The sequence below is a fragment of the Ornithinimicrobium cavernae genome, from assembly GCF_003121625.1.
Taxonomy (GTDB): domain Bacteria; phylum Actinomycetota; class Actinomycetes; order Actinomycetales; family Dermatophilaceae; genus Ornithinicoccus; species Ornithinicoccus cavernae.
Window position 1 is genome coordinate 133,504 of record NZ_QDDJ01000014.1, and the last position, 15,438, is coordinate 148,941.

Sequence of the window (15,438 nt, forward strand, 5' to 3'; positions counted from 1 at the left end):
GGGGCTCAGAAGATCCGGACGCGGTCCTGCGGCGCCAGCCACATGCCGTCGCCGTCCTGCACCCCGAACGCCTCGTGGAACGCGTCGGTGTTGCGGGCCAGGTTGGCCCGCAGGTCGGCGGGTGCGTGCGGGTCGACCGCCAGCAGCCGCCGCGCCTCCTCCGGCCGTGCCTTGCCCTGCCAGATCTGCGCGAACCCGAGATAGAACCGCTGGTCGCCGGTCCAGCCGTCGATCTCGGGGGCGGCGCCGTCGGTGGCGAGGCGATAGGCCTCCAGGGAGACGGCCAGACCGCACAGGTCGCCGATGTTCTCGCCGACCGTGAGCCCGCCGTTGACCTTGGTGCCGGGGGCGCTGCGGGACTCGAGCTCACTGAACTGGGCGATCAGCCGCTGGGCGCGCTCGTCGAACGCGGCCCGGTCCTGCTCGGTCCACCAGTCGGTCAGCGAGCCGTCGCCGGCATAGCGTGAGCCCTGGTCGTCGAAGCCGTGCCCGACCTCGTGCGCGATGACCGCGCCGATGCCGCCGTAGTTGACGGCGTCGTCGGCCTCCACGTCGAAGAACGGCGGCTGCAGGATCGCGGCCGGGAACACGATCTCGTTGAGCATCGGGTGGTAGTAGGCGTTGACCGTCTGCGGCGTCATCTGCCACTCCTCGCGGTCGATCGGGCCACCGATCCGCGCCACCTGGTAGTCGACCTCCGCCGCGTTGCCACGACGGACGTTGCCGAGCAGGTCGGCGGCCTCGACGGCATAGGCCGAGTAGTCGCGCCACCGCGTCGGGTGCCCGATCTTGGGCCGGAAGGCGGCCAGCTTGTCCAGCGCCTTGGCCCGGGTGGCCTCCCCCATCCACTCCAGCTGGGAGATGCGGATCCGGAAGGCGGCGAGCAGGTTGTCGACCAGCTGGGCCATCCGCTGACCGGCCTCCGGCGGGTAGTGCCGCTCGACATAGAGCTTGCCGACCTCCTCCCCGATGAGCTCCTCGACCAGGGCGACCCCGCGCCGCCAGCGCTCCTTGTTCTCCGGGGTGCCGGTCAGCGTGCGGCCGTGGAAGTCGAAGGAGACCTCGACGAAGTCGTCGGTCAGGTAGCGCGCGCTGCTGTCCAGCAGCCGCACGGTGAGCCACGCCCGCCAGTCGGCCACCGACACGTCGCGCAGCGCCTCGGCGGTGGCGGTGAGGAAGTCCGGCTGCCGGGCGATGACGTGGTCCAGGGCGCCGTCGGGCAGACCCAGCCCCTCGGCATACGCCGTCCAGTCCCAGCCGGGCGTGGCCTCGGTGAGCTCGGCGCGCGACCACCGGGTGTAGGACCGCACGGCGTCGCGGGCGGTCACCCGGTCCCAGTGGCCCGCGGCGATCCGGGTCTCCAGGTCGAAGACCCGCTGCGCCGCGTCCGGACCCAGGTCGAGACCGGCCTCCTGCAGCGCCGGGGCCGCCAGCTCGAGCAGCCTCCCCAGGTAGGCGACATAGGCCTCCCGGGCGGCGGCGTGCTCCTCGTCGGTGTAGTAGGCCTCGTCCGGCAGCCCGAGGCCGCCCTGGTGCAGGTAGGCGATGTACTCCTCGGGGTTGCCCGCGTCGGCGGTGACGAACAGGAACACCAGCGCGTCCACCCCGCCCCGTTGCAGCCGGGCCGACTCGCGGACCACCTGGGACGGGTCCGCGACCGCGGCGATGGCGCGCAGGTCCCCGAGCAGGGGGTCCGTCCCCAAGGCGTTGATGCGCTCGGTGTCCATGAAGGAGGCGTAGAGGTCGCCGACCTTGCGCTCGGCGCTGCCCGGGGCGGCGTCGGCGCCGGCGGTCGCACTCTCCTCGATGAGGGCCCGGACGTCTGCCTCCGCGTTCTCGCGCAGGATGTCGAAGGCGCCGTAGCGGCCCTTGTCCTGCGGGATCTCGGTGGTGGCGAGCCAGCCGCCGTTGACGTGCTCGAACAGGTCGTCCTGCACGCGGACGGCCGGGTTCATGAACTCGCGGCGGACTCCGGACCTCATCAGCGGTTCTCCTTCGGATCGGTGACTGCCCCAACCGTATGCGGTCTCCCGGACAGGAGCAGCAACGGAGTAGCGTTCAGGACGTGCAGGGTGTCGGTGTCCTCATCGGCCTGGCCGTGCGCCGGAGCCGGTGGTTCTGGGTGGCGTGGCTGGCCGTGCTGGCCGCCGTGGTGCCCCTGACCGCCACGGCCTACGAGACGATCATCCCCGATCCCGCGGCGGCGTCCCGCACGATCGAGAGCCTCTCGGACAACCCGACGATGCGGGCCATCTTCGGTCCGCCGACCTCTCTGGTCGGGGCGGGCGGGTTCACCGTATGGCGCGTGGGGACCTTCGCCGCCACCGTCGCGGGGGTGATGGCCGTCCTCGGCATCGTCCGCACCACCCGCGCCGACGAGGAGTCCGGCCGGACCGAGCTGGTCCGCTCGGCCGTGGTCGGCCGACACGCACCGCTCACCGCCTCCCTGGTCGTCTGCCTCGGCGCCTGTCTCGTGCTCGGCACGCTCGTCGCCGCGGGGATGACCGTCGTCCGGACCGGACTGCTCGGTTCGCTGGTGTTCGGGGCGGGGACGGCCCTCACCGCGGCGGTGTTCGTGGGCGTGGGGGCGGTCACCGCCCAGCTCACCAGCTCGGCCCGCGCGGCCCGCGGCGCTGCGCTCGCGACCCTCGTGACGGCATACCTGATCCGGGCCGTCGCCGACGGCGCCCCCGAGGGGTCCGCCCTGCGGCCGCTGGCCTGGGCCTCCCCCGTCGAGTGGATGGCGCTGAGCCGTCCGTATGCGGGTGAGCGGCCCCTGGTCCTGCTGCTCCCCCTCGCCCTGACCCTCCTGCTGACCGGGCTCGCCGTGACCCTGGAGGCGCGCCGGGACCACGGCTCCGGCCTCTGGGCGGAGCGGCGCGGAGCGGCGACGGCGGCACCGTGGCTGGCCGGACCGCTCGGGCTGGCCTGGCGCCTGCAGCGCGGGAGCATCGCCGGCTGGTGTGTCGGGCTGCTGGTCTTCGGCGCCCTCATGGGCTCGGTGGCGACCGGCTTCGAGGAGATGCTCGCTGACACGCCCCAGCTGGCGGAGGCCCTGCGCCGGATGGGACAGGACGCGGACGTGCTGACCGATGCCTTCTTCGTCGCGATGCTCGGGCTCCTCGTCATCATGGCGGCGGCCATGGCCCTGCAGGTGCTGGGCCGGCTGCACCACGAGGAGGAGTCCGGACACGTCGACGCCGTCCTGGCGACCGCGGTGCCCCGTACCCGGTTCGCCGCCTCCCACCTGGCGCTGGCCCTCGGGGTCCCGACCCTGCTGTTCCCCCTCGTCGGTGCGCTGCTCGGCACCGCGCTGGCTCTCACGTCGGGCGGCTGGGGCCCCGTCGTGGCGGCGGGGCAGGGCGCCGCCGCCCTGCTGCCCGGCGTCTGGCTCGTGGTCGGCCTCGGCGCCCTGGTCCACGGCACCCTCCCCGGGCTCTCCCCGCTGCCGTGGGCCGTCGTCGCGTGGTCGCTGCTGGTCGGCCTGCTCGGTGAGGTCATCGGTCTGCCGGGGTGGCTGACCGGCCTCACCCCGTTCGCGCAGCTGGCGGCGGTGCCCGTCGAGCCGTTCGCCTGGACGCCGGTCGCGGTGACCACGGCCCTCGCCCTGCTGCTGGTCGCCGGCGGCCTGCTCGGCTACTCCCGCCGCGACATCCTGACCCGGTGACTACGCTTCCGCCATGGCCCCTGTCACCTCCACCGACACACCGCCCGTGCCGCCGACCGGGGAGCCGCTGATCGGCACGATGGTGCGGCTGGACCCGACCGTCCCGGCCGACGCGGACGGACTGCTGGCCGTCTACGGCGACCCTGCGGCATACGAGCAGGGCTATGCGATGGACCGGCGGCACACGTCGCTGGACCAGACCCGGCAGGCCGTCGCGGAGGCGGTCGCCGCACGGGCGGCCGACGGGACCGGCCGCACCGCCTACACGGTCCGGCTGGTCGCCGACAGTGAGCTCGGCGCGGCAGGGACCGTGGTGGGCACCAGCTCGCTGGGAGACGTCGACCTGGTCCGGGAGCACGTGCACCTCGGCTGGACCTTCTACGGGTCCCGGTGGTGGGGCACCTCCGTCAACCCGGAGGCCAAGCTGCTCCTGCTCACCCACGCCTTCGACACGTGCGGCTTCGGGCGGGTGCGGATCCAGACCGACGTCATCAACGCCCGCTCCCGCGCCGCGATCAGCAGGCTCGGCGCCACCTTCGAGGGCATCACCCGGCGCGACAGCCGCCGCGCCGACGGCACGTGGCGGGACAGCGCCGTCTTCTCCGTCCTGGTGGACGAGTGGCCCGCCGTGCGCGACGGGCTCCTCGCGCGGCTCGAGGGGGCGCCCGCCCGCGATGCGGGACGGGAGGGCTAGCCGAGGGGCTCCCTGGCGGCTACGGTCGAGGGAGCACCGGCCGTGACCGGCGGGGACACCGAGCGAGAGGCGATCGCGTGAGCATTGCAGGCGGCCTGTTCAACTCCAACCACAAGCAGGAGAACGTGGGCGACACGAAGTCGACCGCTGACGGTGACGCGACGGGCGCCGGCGAGGCGGCCGTGGACCTGACCACGTCGATCCCCGGCTTCGACGACGACACCGACGAGGGCCTGGTCATCGAGACCGGCGGCGAGGTCCGGGATGTCGAGGGCACCCTGACCCAGGGCGCCAACGAGGACGTGGAGACCGTGGCGGCACCCGCGGCCGGCGACGAGTTCGCCTTCGACGTCGATGCGCCGGAGGACGTCCCCCTCGACCCGGAGTCCTGAGCGGGCTCCGCGGGTGCTCAGCCTCCGGAGAGCGCCCTGACCACACGGGACGGGGACGGGCGGCCCAGCTGGCCGGCCATCCACACCGAGGTCTCGACCAGCGCGTCGAGGTCGGCACCGTGCTCGATGCCGAGGCCGTCCAGCGCCCAGACCAGGTCCTCGGTGGCCAGGTTGCCCGTCGCCGACCTGGCGTAGGGGCAGCCGCCCAGCCCACCGGTGCTGGCGTCCACGACGCTGACCCCGTGCGACAGCGCGGTCATCGTGTTGGCGAGCGCCTGCCCGTAGGTGTCGTGGAAGTGCACGCCGACCTGGTCGGGGCCGATCCCCGCCGCGTCGAGCGCCTCCAGGAGCCGGCTCACGTGGCCGGCGGTCCCCACCCCGATGGTGTCGCCGACGGACAGCTGGTCGCAGCCGAGGTCCATCAGGCGGGAGCAGACGTCGACGACCTGGCTCACCGGGACCGGCCCCTCCCAGGGGTCGCCGAAGCACATCGAGACGTAGCCGCGCACCCAGGCACCGGCGTCCAGCGCGCGCTGCACGACGGGTGCGAACATCGCCAGGGACTCCTCGACGGAGCGGTTCAGGTTCTTGCGGGCGAACGTCTCGGTGGCGCTGCCGAAGACGGCGACGGCCTTCACCCCCTTCTCCAGCGCCCGGTCCAGCCCCCGCTCGTTGGGCACCAGGACCGGTCGCTGCTGACCGGCGGCGACGGGGCCGAGCAGGTCGAGCAGCTCCTCGGCGTCCCCGAGCTGCGGCACCCACTTCGCCGGGACGAACGAGGTCAGCTCGACGGTCTGCAGCCCCGCGTCCACCAGGCGGCGCACGAACTCGGCCTTGACCTCCACCGGCACGACGGCCTTCTCGTTCTGCAGGCCGTCCCGGGGGCCGACCTCGTAGATGGTCACCTGCTCCGGGAAGCCTGCGGCCGGCTCGGTCATCGGCAGTGTCCTGCTCGTCATGGCGTCATCCTCTCAGGCCCGCGCACCGGCACCGAGCAGACACCGCAGCAGTCCCTCGAGCGGGGGCGGGACCCGGTCCGGCTCCAGCGCGGTGGCCATGGCACCGGCGAGCAGGATCTTGCGCCCGGAGGCGATGCCGCTGAACCGGTGCAGCCGCTCGGTCAGGGGTCTGCCCGCCCAGGCCTGCTGCCGGCTGAACGTCGCGAACCGGTCGGCCAGTCCCTGCTCGTCGAGCACCTCCAGGCACCGTTGCGGGCCGAGCGCCCGGATCAGCTCGTCCTCCAGGTCGCGGTCGCACACGAAGAACCCCTCCGCCGCCAGGTCCTGCGGCTCGGCCACCTCTCGTCCCACCCGCTGCAGCGCACGCAGCAGCACCCTCACCTCGCCGGCATCACAGAGTCCGAGGACCCGCGGCGCGGGGTCGAATTCACGGGCGCGTCGCAGGTGCGCCCCGACGTTGGTCACCCCGCCCAGGTCGACCAGCTCGTATGCCGGACGGCCGGCTCCCGCAGGCCGCTCCCCCGGACCCGTGGGTGCCTGGCGGAGCAGGGCGGTCAGGGCCGCGACGTCGCTCGGCCCCTCGAGCAGGACGAGGGTCCGGTCGGTCGTGCCGTCCAGTGCCACGCACCCCATGGTTCTGCAGGTGGGGTCCGCGCGCGAGCCGGTTTCGGCAGGGCCCGGACCGGCACCGGGCTAGCGCCACTCGATCGCCACGACCGTCACCGGTGACTCGAACCCCTTCAGCGTGAGCTCGCGCGGCTCGGACCGGATCCCCGTGATGGGCACACCATCGAGGGTCTCCCGGCTGACCAGGATCTCGCCGCTGCCGGCCGCGGCACCGATCCGGGCCGCCATGTGCACGCCCTGGCCGCCGTAGTCTGCGGCATCGCCCCCGACGTGGAACGCTCCGCCGGTGTGGACACCGATCCGGATGTCGGGGGCGAAGACCTCCTCGGACAGGGCCCGCTGCATGGCGACGGCAGCCTGGACCGCCACCTGCGGTTGCGCGAACGCGGCAAAGAACCCGTCACCGGTCTGCTTGATGACCTCGCCGCCGGCCTCGACGATGCGGGCGCGGAGCAGCTCGTCGTGCCGGGCGAGCAGCCTGCGCCACTTCTCGTCGCCGACGGTCTCGAGCAGTGTCGTCGAACCGACGATGTCGGTGAACAGGAAGGTCCGGCGGGTCTGCAGGCGCCCCAGCAGCTCCTTGACCCGCTCCTCGTCCAGCCGGGCACCGAGACGGGCGAACGTCGCCTCCGCGGCCTGGAACTCCTCCGTGGCACCGTCGTCGTCCGACAGGTGCCGGTAGGCCATCCCCAGCAGCATCCGCGCCTGGGCGACCTCGTAGGGCGCCCCGACCTGTTGCCACATCTCCCGTGCCCGTCGCAGACTGCGGACCGCGCCGGCCCAGTCCCGCTCAGCGAGCTGGATCCGTCCCGCGGCCAGGTGCTGCTGCGCATCGAACGCCGGCGTGGTGCGCCTCCCCACCCGGTATCTCGCGACCGAGGTCTCCAGTTCGTCCGCGGCCGCCCGCGCCCCGGGGAGGTCACCTGCTGCCAGGGCGATCTCGACCTGCGCCGGGAGGAGGGCGAGCCGCGCGAGCGGCGTGGACACCTCGTCCAGCGTGCGCAGCATCGCGGCTGCGGCCGCATCGACCTTGCCCTCGGCGAGCCGGAGCAGGGCCAGCCCGGGCTGTGCCGGACGACCGATCTCCGCCGCCTGCCGGTAGGCCTCGAGCGCCGCGGCGAAGTCTCCGCGTCGCCTCCGGATCTCGCCGATCTCGTAGAGTCCGTCAGCCGTGATCCACCGGTTGTAGTCGCGCAGCTCGTCGCAGGCGGCCTGGCACTGCACCTCCGCATCCGACCAGAGACCACGCAGGCGCAGCACCTGGGCCCGGTGCACCCGGCAGGCCCCCGGGAAGCCGGTGACCTCGTGCTGGTCGCACCAGTGGTTGGCCGCCTCGGTCCACTCGGCTGCGCGGCGGTAGTCCCCGACCTCCTGGCACGAGGAGATCGTGACGCAGTAGATGAGCCCCGACTCGAACGGGCGCAGCTCGCCGCTGACCGCGGCGGCCGAGGCCTCGTCCAGCAGGGCCAGACCCTCGTCGACCTCGCCCCTCTGGACCATGATCCGTCCGCGGGAGGTCCGCGCGAGCGCCTGGACCTCCCGGTCAGCGAGCCGGACGCCCATCTCCTCGCCACGCTCGAGGTCGACGAGGGCCTCCTCGATATTGCCGCCCTCCATGTTGTTGAAGCCGCGCACCGTCACCAGGTAGGCGAACTCGGCGGAGTCGTGGAGCCCCTCGAGCAACCGCTCGGCCCGGGCCATCCAACCGTGGTACACGGCCTCGGCGCCCCGGGCGGCGTGGTCCCACGCGAGCATGATCGCCACCCGGGCCGCCTGCGTGCGGTCGTCCCGGGCCAGGAAGGCCCGGTAGGCGCGCTCCCGCAGCCTGATCGACTCATCCGCCCGGCCGGTCCACCACGCCGCCTCCCCGAACGCCACCAGGTCAGCCTCCGACAACAGCTCCGGGTCCGCCCCGGCGAAGGCGGCATAGGCGTCCCGCCACCGTCCCTGCTCGGCCGCGACACGTCCGCTGTCGACGGAGCCGGCGACCTGGCTCATGGCAGCATCCCGGTCGGCCAGCCGACCGGATCCTTCTCTCGAAGGCCAACAGGAGGGGAGAGACACCCAAGCCCGTCACGGAGGCCCATGCCTCATGGTAGAGCCAGGTCACCCTCCCCGTCACGCACTCGTTCTCGGTCTTTCCCGGCAATCCGCGGAGGGGCCCGGGAGCCGGCCCGCCCGAGGGGTTGCCGGGCGGCTGCTGGAATGCCAGCGGGTCCGCATACCGTTGACCTCACGATGAATGGCCCACTGATCGTCCAGTCCGACAAGACCCTGCTGCTCGAGGTCGACCACCCCGACGCCCAGGAGGCGCGGCGTGCCGTCGCGCCGTTCGCCGAGCTCGAGCGCGCCCCGGAGCACGTCCACACCTACCGCATCACCCCGCTGGGCCTGTGGAACGCCCGCGCCGCGGGCCACGACGCCGAGCAGGTGGTGGACGCCCTGGTGACGCACAGCCGCTACCCGGTGCCCAACGCCCTGCTGCTGGACATCGCCGAGACGATGGACCGCTACGGGCGGCTGACCCTGGAGAAGGACGACTCCACGGAGCCGTCGCGCCTGCTGCTGCGCACCACGGACCGTGCCGTGCTCGAGGAGATCCTGCGGCACAAGAAGATCAAGCCGTTGACCGGTGACCGTCTCGACCCCGACACGGTGGTCGTGCACTCCTCCGAGCGGGGCCACCTGAAGCAGGAGCTCATCAAGGTCGGGTGGCCGGCGGAGGACCTGGCCGGTTACGTCGACGGCGAGAAGCACCCGATCGACCTCTTCCAGGACGGCTGGGCCCTGCGGCCCTACCAGGAGCAGGCCGTCAACGGCTTCTGGGACGGCGGCTCCGGTGTGGTCGTCCTGCCCTGCGGGGCCGGCAAGACGCTGGTTGGTGCCGGGGCGATGGCCAAGTCGGGCACGACGACGCTCATCCTGGTGACCAACACGGTCTCGGCCCGCCAGTGGCGCGACGAGCTCCTCGCGCGCACCAGCCTCACCGAGGACGAGATCGGTGAGTACAGCGGCTCCCGCAAGGAGATCCGCCCGGTGACCATCGCGACCTACCAGGTGCTCACCACCAGGCGCGGCGGTGTCTACAAGCACCTGGACCTGCTGGACGCCCGCGACTGGGGCCTGATCGTCTACGACGAGGTGCACCTGCTGCCGGCGCCGATCTTCCGGATGACCGCTGACCTGCAGGCCCGTCGCCGGCTGGGTCTGACGGCGACGCTCGTGCGCGAGGACGGCCGGGAGTCCGAGGTGTTCACCCTCATCGGCCCCAAGCGCTACGACGCCCCGTGGAAGGACATCGAGGCGCAGGGTTACATCGCGCCGGCCGACTGCGTGGAGGTGCGGGTCACCCTGTCGGACGCGATGCGGATGACGTATGCCGTGGCGGAGCCCGACGAGCGCTACCGGTTCGCCTCGTGCGCACCGGCCAAGGACAAGGTCGTGGACCAGCTGGTCGAACGGCACCGTGGGCAGCAGACCCTGGTCATCGGGCAGTACCTCGACCAGCTCGCCACCCTGTCCGAGCGGCTCGACGCGCCCCTGATCACCGGGGAGACGACGGTCGCCGAGCGGCAGAAGCTCTTCGCGGCGTTCCGCACCGGTGAGATCAACCTGCTTGTCGTGAGCAAGGTCGCCAACTTCTCGATCGATCTGCCGGAGGCCTCGGTCGCCATCCAGGTGTCGGGCACCTTCGGCTCACGGCAGGAGGAGGCCCAGCGCCTGGGCCGGGTGCTGCGCCCCAAGGGCGACGGCCGGACGGCGCACTTCTACACGATCGTGTCCCGGGACACCGTCGACGCCGAGTTCGCGGCGCACCGGCAGCGGTTCCTCGCCGAGCAGGGCTACGCCTACCGCATCGTCGATGCCGAGGAGCTGGGCACGCTCGACCCGGTCTGACGGTCGCGCGCACGTGCCGCGACGGACCGGTCCACGTCGACGACCAGCCGCAGCAGCATGCCGCCGGCCAGGACCCCACCGACCAGGTCGGTCGGCCAGTGGAAGCCGAGGTAGAACGCGACCAGGAGGGCCCCCGCCGCGATGAGCAGCACGAGCCAGAACGTGCGCGTCCGCACGCGCAGGTCGGGGTGGGAGTAGGTGCGCACCAGGTAGGCCGCCGCCCCGTAGACCAGCACCGCCTCCGCGGCGTGCCCGGAGGGGTAGGCCATGCCGTACCAGCCGTGCTCGAGGAAGCCCCCGGAGAGGAACGAGCCGTCACCGACGGCCGGTGACGTGCGCGCCAGCAGCACCTTGAGCCCGCCGACCCCGACGAGGAACGCACCCTCGGCCGCCAGCGCCACGAGGACCGGGTGCCAGGTGCGTTGTCGCACGGCGAGCCAGCCGGCCACCGCCACGAGCGCCGGGAGGCAGACCGCCTGCCCGGCGACCGCGTTGGGCACGGTGTCGAGGAACTCGTGCCAGTTCGGGGTGTACCGCCGTGACCAGTAGGCCTGCAGGGCGTGGTCCAGGTCGCGCAGCGGCCCCGCCGCCAGCAGGGTGACGACGACGAACGCCCCCGCCAGCACGGGCAGGGACGTCATCCGGGGCAGGCGTCGCATCAGGCCATGCATGGTAGGCGGAGAGCCTGGGCGACGCGCTCACCGACGCGCCTGCACGGGATGACGACAGCAGGCACCCCAGCGCCTTGTCAGGAAGTTCTCAGAGTTCGGTCACACACTGGTGTCATGAGTACCGCCGAGGCAACCCTGCTCGTCGTCGAGGACGAGACCAACATCCGTGAGCTGCTCACCACGAGCCTGAAGTTCGCGGGCTTCGAGGTCCATGCCGCCCCGGACGGCAACACCGCCATGCGGTTGGCCGAGGAGCACGACATCGACCTCGCCGTCATGGACGTGATGCTGCCCGACATGGACGGCTTCACCGTCACCCGCAAGCTGCGGGACCACGGGCGCGACGTCCCCGTCCTGTTCCTCACCGCCCGGGACAGCCTGGACGACAAGCTCAAGGGGCTCACTGTCGGTGGCGACGACTATGTCACCAAGCCGTTCAGCCTGGAGGAGGTCGTGGCCCGCATCCGCGCGGTGCTGCGGCGGACCCAGACGTTCGAGCCGGCCGACGAGGACACCACCCTGCGGGTGGCCGACCTCGAGCTCGACGAGGACCGTCACGAGGTCACCCGCGCCGGCCGCGTCATCGATGTCTCCCCCACCGAGTTCAAGCTGCTGCGCTATCTGATGCTCAACGCCAACCGGGTGCTGTCCAAGGCCCAGATCCTGGACCACGTCTGGGACTACGACTTCCGGGGCGAGATGGGGATCGTGGAGTCCTACATCTCCTACCTGCGTCGCAAGATCGACACCGAGGGCGAGCCGCTGATCCACACCAAGCGCGGCGTCGGCTACGTCCTACGGGAGCCGCGCGACCACGAGAGCGCCTGAGCCCCGTGGGGTGGATCGGCTCCTCGCGCCGGTCCGCCGTCACGCGGCTGCACAACCTGTCGCTGACGGCGCGCCTGGTGACCGTCGTCGTGATGCTGGTGCTCACCGCCTACGTCATCACCACCGCGCTGACCGCCACCCTGCTGCGCGACTACCTGACGGACCGCACCGACTCCGAGCTGGAGGCCTACATCGAGCCGCTGGCGCTGTCCGCGCTCGACGGGCTCCGTGGCCAGTCCTCCGGTGGCGCGCCGCCCAGCCCCTACTACCTGCTCATCACCGCAGCCAACGGCACGACCTTCCAGGTCAGCGCCCACGGTCGGGACCAGGTGCCCGACTTCGGCCGGGTCCCGATGGACGATCCGCGGATCGGCCAGGGACCGTTCACCGTCGAGTCCCTGGACGGGGACACCCGGTGGCGCGTCCTGCTCGGCCGCTTCTCCAGCGGTGAGGGCACCGTTGCCGTCGCGCTGCCGCTGTCCCCGGTCACCAACACGGTCAAACAGCTGCTCGTGCTGACAGCGGTCGTCGGGCTGGCGACACTGGTCGCCGTGGCCCTGATCGGCTGGTTCGCGGTGCGCCGCGCCTTCCGGCCCCTCACCCGCATCGAGGACACCGCCGCGGCCATCGCCGCAGGAGACCTGACCCGGCGCATCCCCGAGCGCAACGCCAACGACGAGGTGGCCTCCCTCTCCGACTCGCTCAACGTGATGCTCGCGCAGATCGAGCAGTCGTTCGCCGTCCGTGAGGCCTCCGAGGCGAGGATGCGCCAGTTCGTCGCGGACGCCTCCCACGAGCTGCGCACACCGCTGGCCACCGTCAAGGGCTACGCCGAGCTCTACCGCTTCGGTGGCGTCTCCGACCCGGAGGACGTCGCGAGCGCGATGCGGCGGATCGAGGACGAGTCGTCGCGGATGGCACGACTGGTCGAGGACCTGCTCATGCTCACCCGGCTGGACACGACACCCCACCGACCGCACGATGCCGTCGACCTGACCGTCGTCGCGAACGACGTCGTCCAGGACGCGCGCGTGCGGGCCCCGGGGCGCACCATCGCCCTGCGCCGCTACGGCGACCCGAACGGCCCCGTCGTCGTGCCCGGGGACGACTTCGCCCTGCGACAGGTGCTGACGAACCTGGTGGCCAACGCCGTGGCTCACACGCCGGAGGACACTCCCGTCGATGTGCTGGTCGGGCAGACCGAGGACCGGGCGGTCATCGAGGTGGCCGACCACGGGCCCGGCATCCCGCCCGACGCGGCGGCCCGCGTCTTCGAGCGGTTCTACCGTGCCGACCCCTCGCGCAGCCGGGAGCCGGGTCGGGGTGGCGGCACCGGGCTGGGACTGTCCATCGTGGCCTCGATCGTGGCGCGCCACGGGGGCACGGTCCGTCACCAGCCGACCCCCGGCGGTGGCGCGACCTTCCGGGTGGAGCTGCCGCGCGGGCCGGTGCCGCCCGGCTAGATGCCGGGCATCCGCCCGGCGACCGGGGCGCCGTCGACGACGACCTCGCAGCGCTCGGACCAGAAGCAGATCAGGTCCCGCACGGGCTCGGCATCGTGGAGTGGGTCCGGATAGAACCAGGCGATGGCGCTGCCACCCTCGAGGTCGCTGTCCAGGTAGCTCGCCACGCCCTTGTAGGCACAGACCGTGTGCGTGCTCGACGCCCTCAGCAGGTCCAGTCGGACGTCCTCCCGCGGGAGGTACCAGCGGGGTGGCAGGTGCGTCTCGAAGAGCGCGACCGGACGCGTCGACTCCGCCAGGACCGTGTCACCCAGCCGGACGACCACGTGCCGGCTGCTCTCCAGGCAGTCGATCCGCTGGAACGGGTCATGGGGATGCCCCAGGACCGCCTGCTCCTCCTCGACCCAGTCGAACGCGGAGAAGTCGAGGACGACCCTGCCCGCCAGGGTCGGGTCGTCCGGCCGGAACGCCACCTCTGGGCCGCCCTCCTCGAGGGCCAGTCGCGTCCCGGGACTGGAGTGCCAGGCGAAGTTCCCCGGCACCAGGACCTCGGGCAGGGGGTCCGGCTGCTCCGCTACCCGCGCCGGGACCAGGGTGACGAGCAGGTCTGCCGCCGGCACGGCATACTCCGGGACGAGGCGACCTGGCTCCCACACGAGCAGGGCCGAGGTCGTGTCCGCGACGGGGTCACCGTCGCGGAACGCGCGCAGACGCTTCTCGCACGGCGCGAACCTCAGCTCCGGGAGGGTCTCGAACGCGCTCTGCCAGAGATTGACGGCCATGCCTCATCGTCCACCCGCACTCTGCCGGCGGCAAGGGCGCTGGCTCCAGCGGCTGGGCGCCCGACTGGCCCGCGCAGGACCGCCTGCGTCGCGTCAGGCGGTGGCCGGCATCGGTTCCGGTGGGGGTAGCACGCCCATCTGGACCATCGCGCCGACCTCGTCGCGGACGCCCCAGTGCTCGGCGAGCCGGTCGCCCTCGGTGCGATAGATGTGCGCCGTGGTGATCGCGTAGGACCGGCCGGCCGCGGCGGGACCGTGCACGTTCGGCACGCCCTCACCGCGGGCCGTCGCACGCACCACGATCCGGTCGTCGGTCTCGATGAGGTCCTCGAGCGTGTAGCGGATCTTCAGGACCCCGGTGACGAAGGTGAGGATCTGGCGGTAGCCCTCGGGGCCGGGTGGGATGGGGAAGGGCGAGCCGTGGTCGACGAAGGTCGGCGTCACGTACTCGTCGAGCCGGCTCAGGTCCGCGGTGTTGATGGCCTCGAACACGGCGAGAGCGGCTGGCGTGGCTGGGTTCGACATGAGGTACTCCTTGGGTGGAACACACTTCCACTAGAATGGTGTTCCATCGAAAGGGTGGTTGTCAATGGGTCGTCGGTACCGGAGCCCGAAGCGTGACCTCGGCGTCGAGGAGACCCGTCGCAAGATCGTCGAGGCGGCCAGGGACCTGCTGCTCGCCGGCGGCTACCGCACGATGACCGTCGCCGACCTCGCGCGCACGGCGGGGGTCAGTCCCCAGACCGTCTACAACACCGTGGGCGGCAAGGCGGCCGTCGTCAAGGCGGTGTATGACGTGCTCCTGGCCGGCGACACGGCACCGGTGCCGATGAGCGAGCGGCCGGAGTTCCTGGCGATGACCGAGGCCCCCGACCGCGCGACGATGCTCGCCGCGTACGCCGCCCACAGCCGGCGGATCATGGTGGGTGTCGGGCCCCTCCTGGCGCAGCTGATCTATGCGGGCCCCGCCTCCGACCGGGTCATCGCCGACCTCGTGTCCACCATGGATGCCGAGCGGCGCACCGGCAACACCCATATGGTCACGGCCCTGCGCGAGAGGCACGGACTGCCCGACGGGACGTCGTTGGAGGATGCCGTCGACGTGGTGTGGACGCTCACGTCGCCGGAGGTGGCTGACCGCCTGCTCCGGCGCTGCGGCTGGTCCGCGGCCCGGTACGAGCAGTGGCTCGCCCGCAGCCTGCAGGCGATCCTCTGCTGACCGCCACCCTGCTCCAGGATGCGGCAGCGGACGGTCTGACCAGACCGCGGAGAGCAGCCAGGACCTCGATCGCATACAGCCCGCAGCCCCGGTGGACTGCTCGCACGGCGCGGGCTTGCTGTTCTCTCGAGGGTCGCGACATCACGACTCTGCTTGTTATGCACGTGATCCGGGAGGACATTCGTATCAGCCGTTGGGGCTGCTTGTCTGCGCTGTCGGAGGTGCTGTGATGTCTGTTC

General features: G+C 72.2%; 14 protein-coding genes. 7 read left to right on the forward strand and 7 right to left on the reverse strand.

The genetic code is table 11. From position 1 onward, the window contains the following. Window positions 1-5: 5 nt before the first annotated feature. On the reverse strand, window positions 6-1,982 hold the full coding sequence (locus DA085_RS16265) for a M13 family metallopeptidase (RefSeq protein WP_109474026.1): 1,977 nt from the start codon (window positions 1,980-1,982) through the stop codon (window positions 6-8). Window positions 1,983-2,065: 83 nt separating this feature from the next. Between DA085_RS16265 and DA085_RS16270 the strand changes: the two genes are divergently transcribed. The 3 genes from DA085_RS16270 to DA085_RS16280 all read left to right on the forward strand — a co-directional run bounded on the left by DA085_RS16270 (window position 2,066) and on the right by DA085_RS16280 (window position 4,753). Then, on the forward strand, window positions 2,066-3,667 hold the full coding sequence (locus tag DA085_RS16270) for an ABC transporter permease (RefSeq protein ID WP_109474027.1): 1,602 nt from the start codon (window positions 2,066-2,068) through the stop codon (window positions 3,665-3,667). 13 nt (window positions 3,668-3,680) lie between these two features. Beyond that, window positions 3,681-4,361 (forward strand): GNAT family N-acetyltransferase, encoded by a 681-nt coding sequence (locus DA085_RS16275; protein ID WP_109474028.1) that lies wholly within the window; start codon window positions 3,681-3,683, stop codon window positions 4,359-4,361. Between the two features lie 77 nt (window positions 4,362-4,438). After that, on the forward strand, window positions 4,439-4,753 hold the full coding sequence (locus DA085_RS16280; RefSeq protein WP_109474029.1) for a hypothetical protein: 315 nt from the start codon (window positions 4,439-4,441) through the stop codon (window positions 4,751-4,753). Window positions 4,754-4,770: 17 nt separating this feature from the next. Here DA085_RS16280 and DA085_RS16285 read toward each other — a convergent pair whose 3' ends face one another. The 3 genes from DA085_RS16285 to DA085_RS16295 all read right to left on the reverse strand — a co-directional run bounded on the left by DA085_RS16285 (window position 4,771) and on the right by DA085_RS16295 (window position 8,337). Beyond that, the gene (locus tag DA085_RS16285) at window positions 4,771-5,712 is read right to left on the reverse strand and encodes a hydroxymethylglutaryl-CoA lyase (RefSeq protein WP_109474030.1); all 942 of its coding nucleotides are present in this window, start codon (window positions 5,710-5,712) and stop codon (window positions 4,771-4,773) included. A gap of 12 nt (window positions 5,713-5,724) precedes the next feature. Beyond that, on the reverse strand, window positions 5,725-6,336 hold the full coding sequence (locus tag DA085_RS16290; protein WP_237565566.1) for a hypothetical protein: 612 nt from the start codon (window positions 6,334-6,336) through the stop codon (window positions 5,725-5,727). A gap of 69 nt (window positions 6,337-6,405) precedes the next feature. Next, complete coding sequence (locus tag DA085_RS16295; protein ID WP_109474032.1) at window positions 6,406-8,337, reverse strand: adenylate/guanylate cyclase domain-containing protein; 1,932 nt, start codon at window positions 8,335-8,337, stop codon at window positions 6,406-6,408. A 240-nt stretch (window positions 8,338-8,577) separates the two neighbouring features. On the opposite strand from DA085_RS16295, the gene DA085_RS16300 reads away from it, so the two are divergent. Next, window positions 8,578-10,236, forward strand: a complete 1,659-nt coding sequence (locus DA085_RS16300; protein ID WP_109474033.1) for a DNA repair helicase XPB — start codon at window positions 8,578-8,580, stop codon at window positions 10,234-10,236. Here the strand turns inward: DA085_RS16300 and DA085_RS16305 are convergent. Further along, window positions 10,188-10,895: a phosphatase PAP2 family protein gene (locus tag DA085_RS16305; RefSeq protein WP_161958522.1), complete on the reverse strand. Its 708-nt coding sequence runs from the start codon at window positions 10,893-10,895 to the stop codon at window positions 10,188-10,190. The two genes, DA085_RS16300 and DA085_RS16305, sit on opposite strands and share 49 nt — an antisense overlap. A gap of 126 nt (window positions 10,896-11,021) precedes the next feature. Here DA085_RS16305 and DA085_RS16310 point away from each other — a divergent pair, with 126 nt between their 5' ends. Beyond that, window positions 11,022-11,735, forward strand: a complete 714-nt coding sequence (locus tag DA085_RS16310) for a response regulator transcription factor (RefSeq protein ID WP_109474035.1) — start codon at window positions 11,022-11,024, stop codon at window positions 11,733-11,735. Window positions 11,736-11,740: 5 nt separating this feature from the next. Continuing rightward, window positions 11,741-13,198, forward strand: a complete 1,458-nt coding sequence (locus DA085_RS16315) for a sensor histidine kinase (protein WP_237565567.1) — start codon at window positions 11,741-11,743, stop codon at window positions 13,196-13,198. On the opposite strand, the gene DA085_RS16320 is transcribed toward DA085_RS16315, so the two are convergent. Then, window positions 13,195-13,980: a DUF427 domain-containing protein gene (locus DA085_RS16320; RefSeq protein WP_109474036.1), complete on the reverse strand. Its 786-nt coding sequence runs from the start codon at window positions 13,978-13,980 to the stop codon at window positions 13,195-13,197. The two genes, DA085_RS16315 and DA085_RS16320, sit on opposite strands and share 4 nt — an antisense overlap. 93 nt (window positions 13,981-14,073) lie before the next feature. Further along, window positions 14,074-14,505 (reverse strand): ester cyclase, encoded by a 432-nt coding sequence (locus DA085_RS16325; protein WP_109474037.1) that lies wholly within the window; start codon window positions 14,503-14,505, stop codon window positions 14,074-14,076. Between the two features lie 64 nt (window positions 14,506-14,569). On the opposite strand from DA085_RS16325, the gene DA085_RS16330 reads away from it, so the two are divergent. Continuing rightward, on the forward strand, window positions 14,570-15,199 hold the full coding sequence (locus DA085_RS16330) for a TetR/AcrR family transcriptional regulator (protein ID WP_109474038.1): 630 nt from the start codon (window positions 14,570-14,572) through the stop codon (window positions 15,197-15,199). Window positions 15,200-15,438 lie beyond the last annotated feature (239 nt).

Bases quoted from the DNA above. Each gene is read 5' to 3' on its own strand.
- DA085_RS16305 (WP_161958522.1), bottom strand. From the start codon at position 10,895: ATGCGACGCCTGCCCCGGATGACGTCCCTGCCCGTGCTGGCGGGGGCG.
- DA085_RS16310 (WP_109474035.1), top strand. From the start codon at position 11,022: ATGAGTACCGCCGAGGCAACCCTGCTCGTCGTCGAGGACGAGACCAAC.
- DA085_RS16330 (WP_109474038.1), top strand. From the start codon at position 14,570: ATGGGTCGTCGGTACCGGAGCCCGAAGCGTGACCTCGGCGTCGAGGAG.
- DA085_RS16275 (WP_109474028.1), top strand. From the start codon at position 3,681: ATGGCCCCTGTCACCTCCACCGACACACCGCCCGTGCCGCCGACCGGG.
- DA085_RS16325 (WP_109474037.1), bottom strand. From the start codon at position 14,505: ATGTCGAACCCAGCCACGCCAGCCGCTCTCGCCGTGTTCGAGGCCATC.
- DA085_RS16320 (WP_109474036.1), bottom strand. From the start codon at position 13,980: ATGGCCGTCAATCTCTGGCAGAGCGCGTTCGAGACCCTCCCGGAGCTG.
- DA085_RS16265 (WP_109474026.1), bottom strand. From the start codon at position 1,982: ATGAGGTCCGGAGTCCGCCGCGAGTTCATGAACCCGGCCGTCCGCGTG.
- DA085_RS16295 (WP_109474032.1), bottom strand. From the start codon at position 8,337: ATGAGCCAGGTCGCCGGCTCCGTCGACAGCGGACGTGTCGCGGCCGAG.
- DA085_RS16285 (WP_109474030.1), bottom strand. From the start codon at position 5,712: ATGACGAGCAGGACACTGCCGATGACCGAGCCGGCCGCAGGCTTCCCG.
- DA085_RS16300 (WP_109474033.1), top strand. From the start codon at position 8,578: ATGAATGGCCCACTGATCGTCCAGTCCGACAAGACCCTGCTGCTCGAG.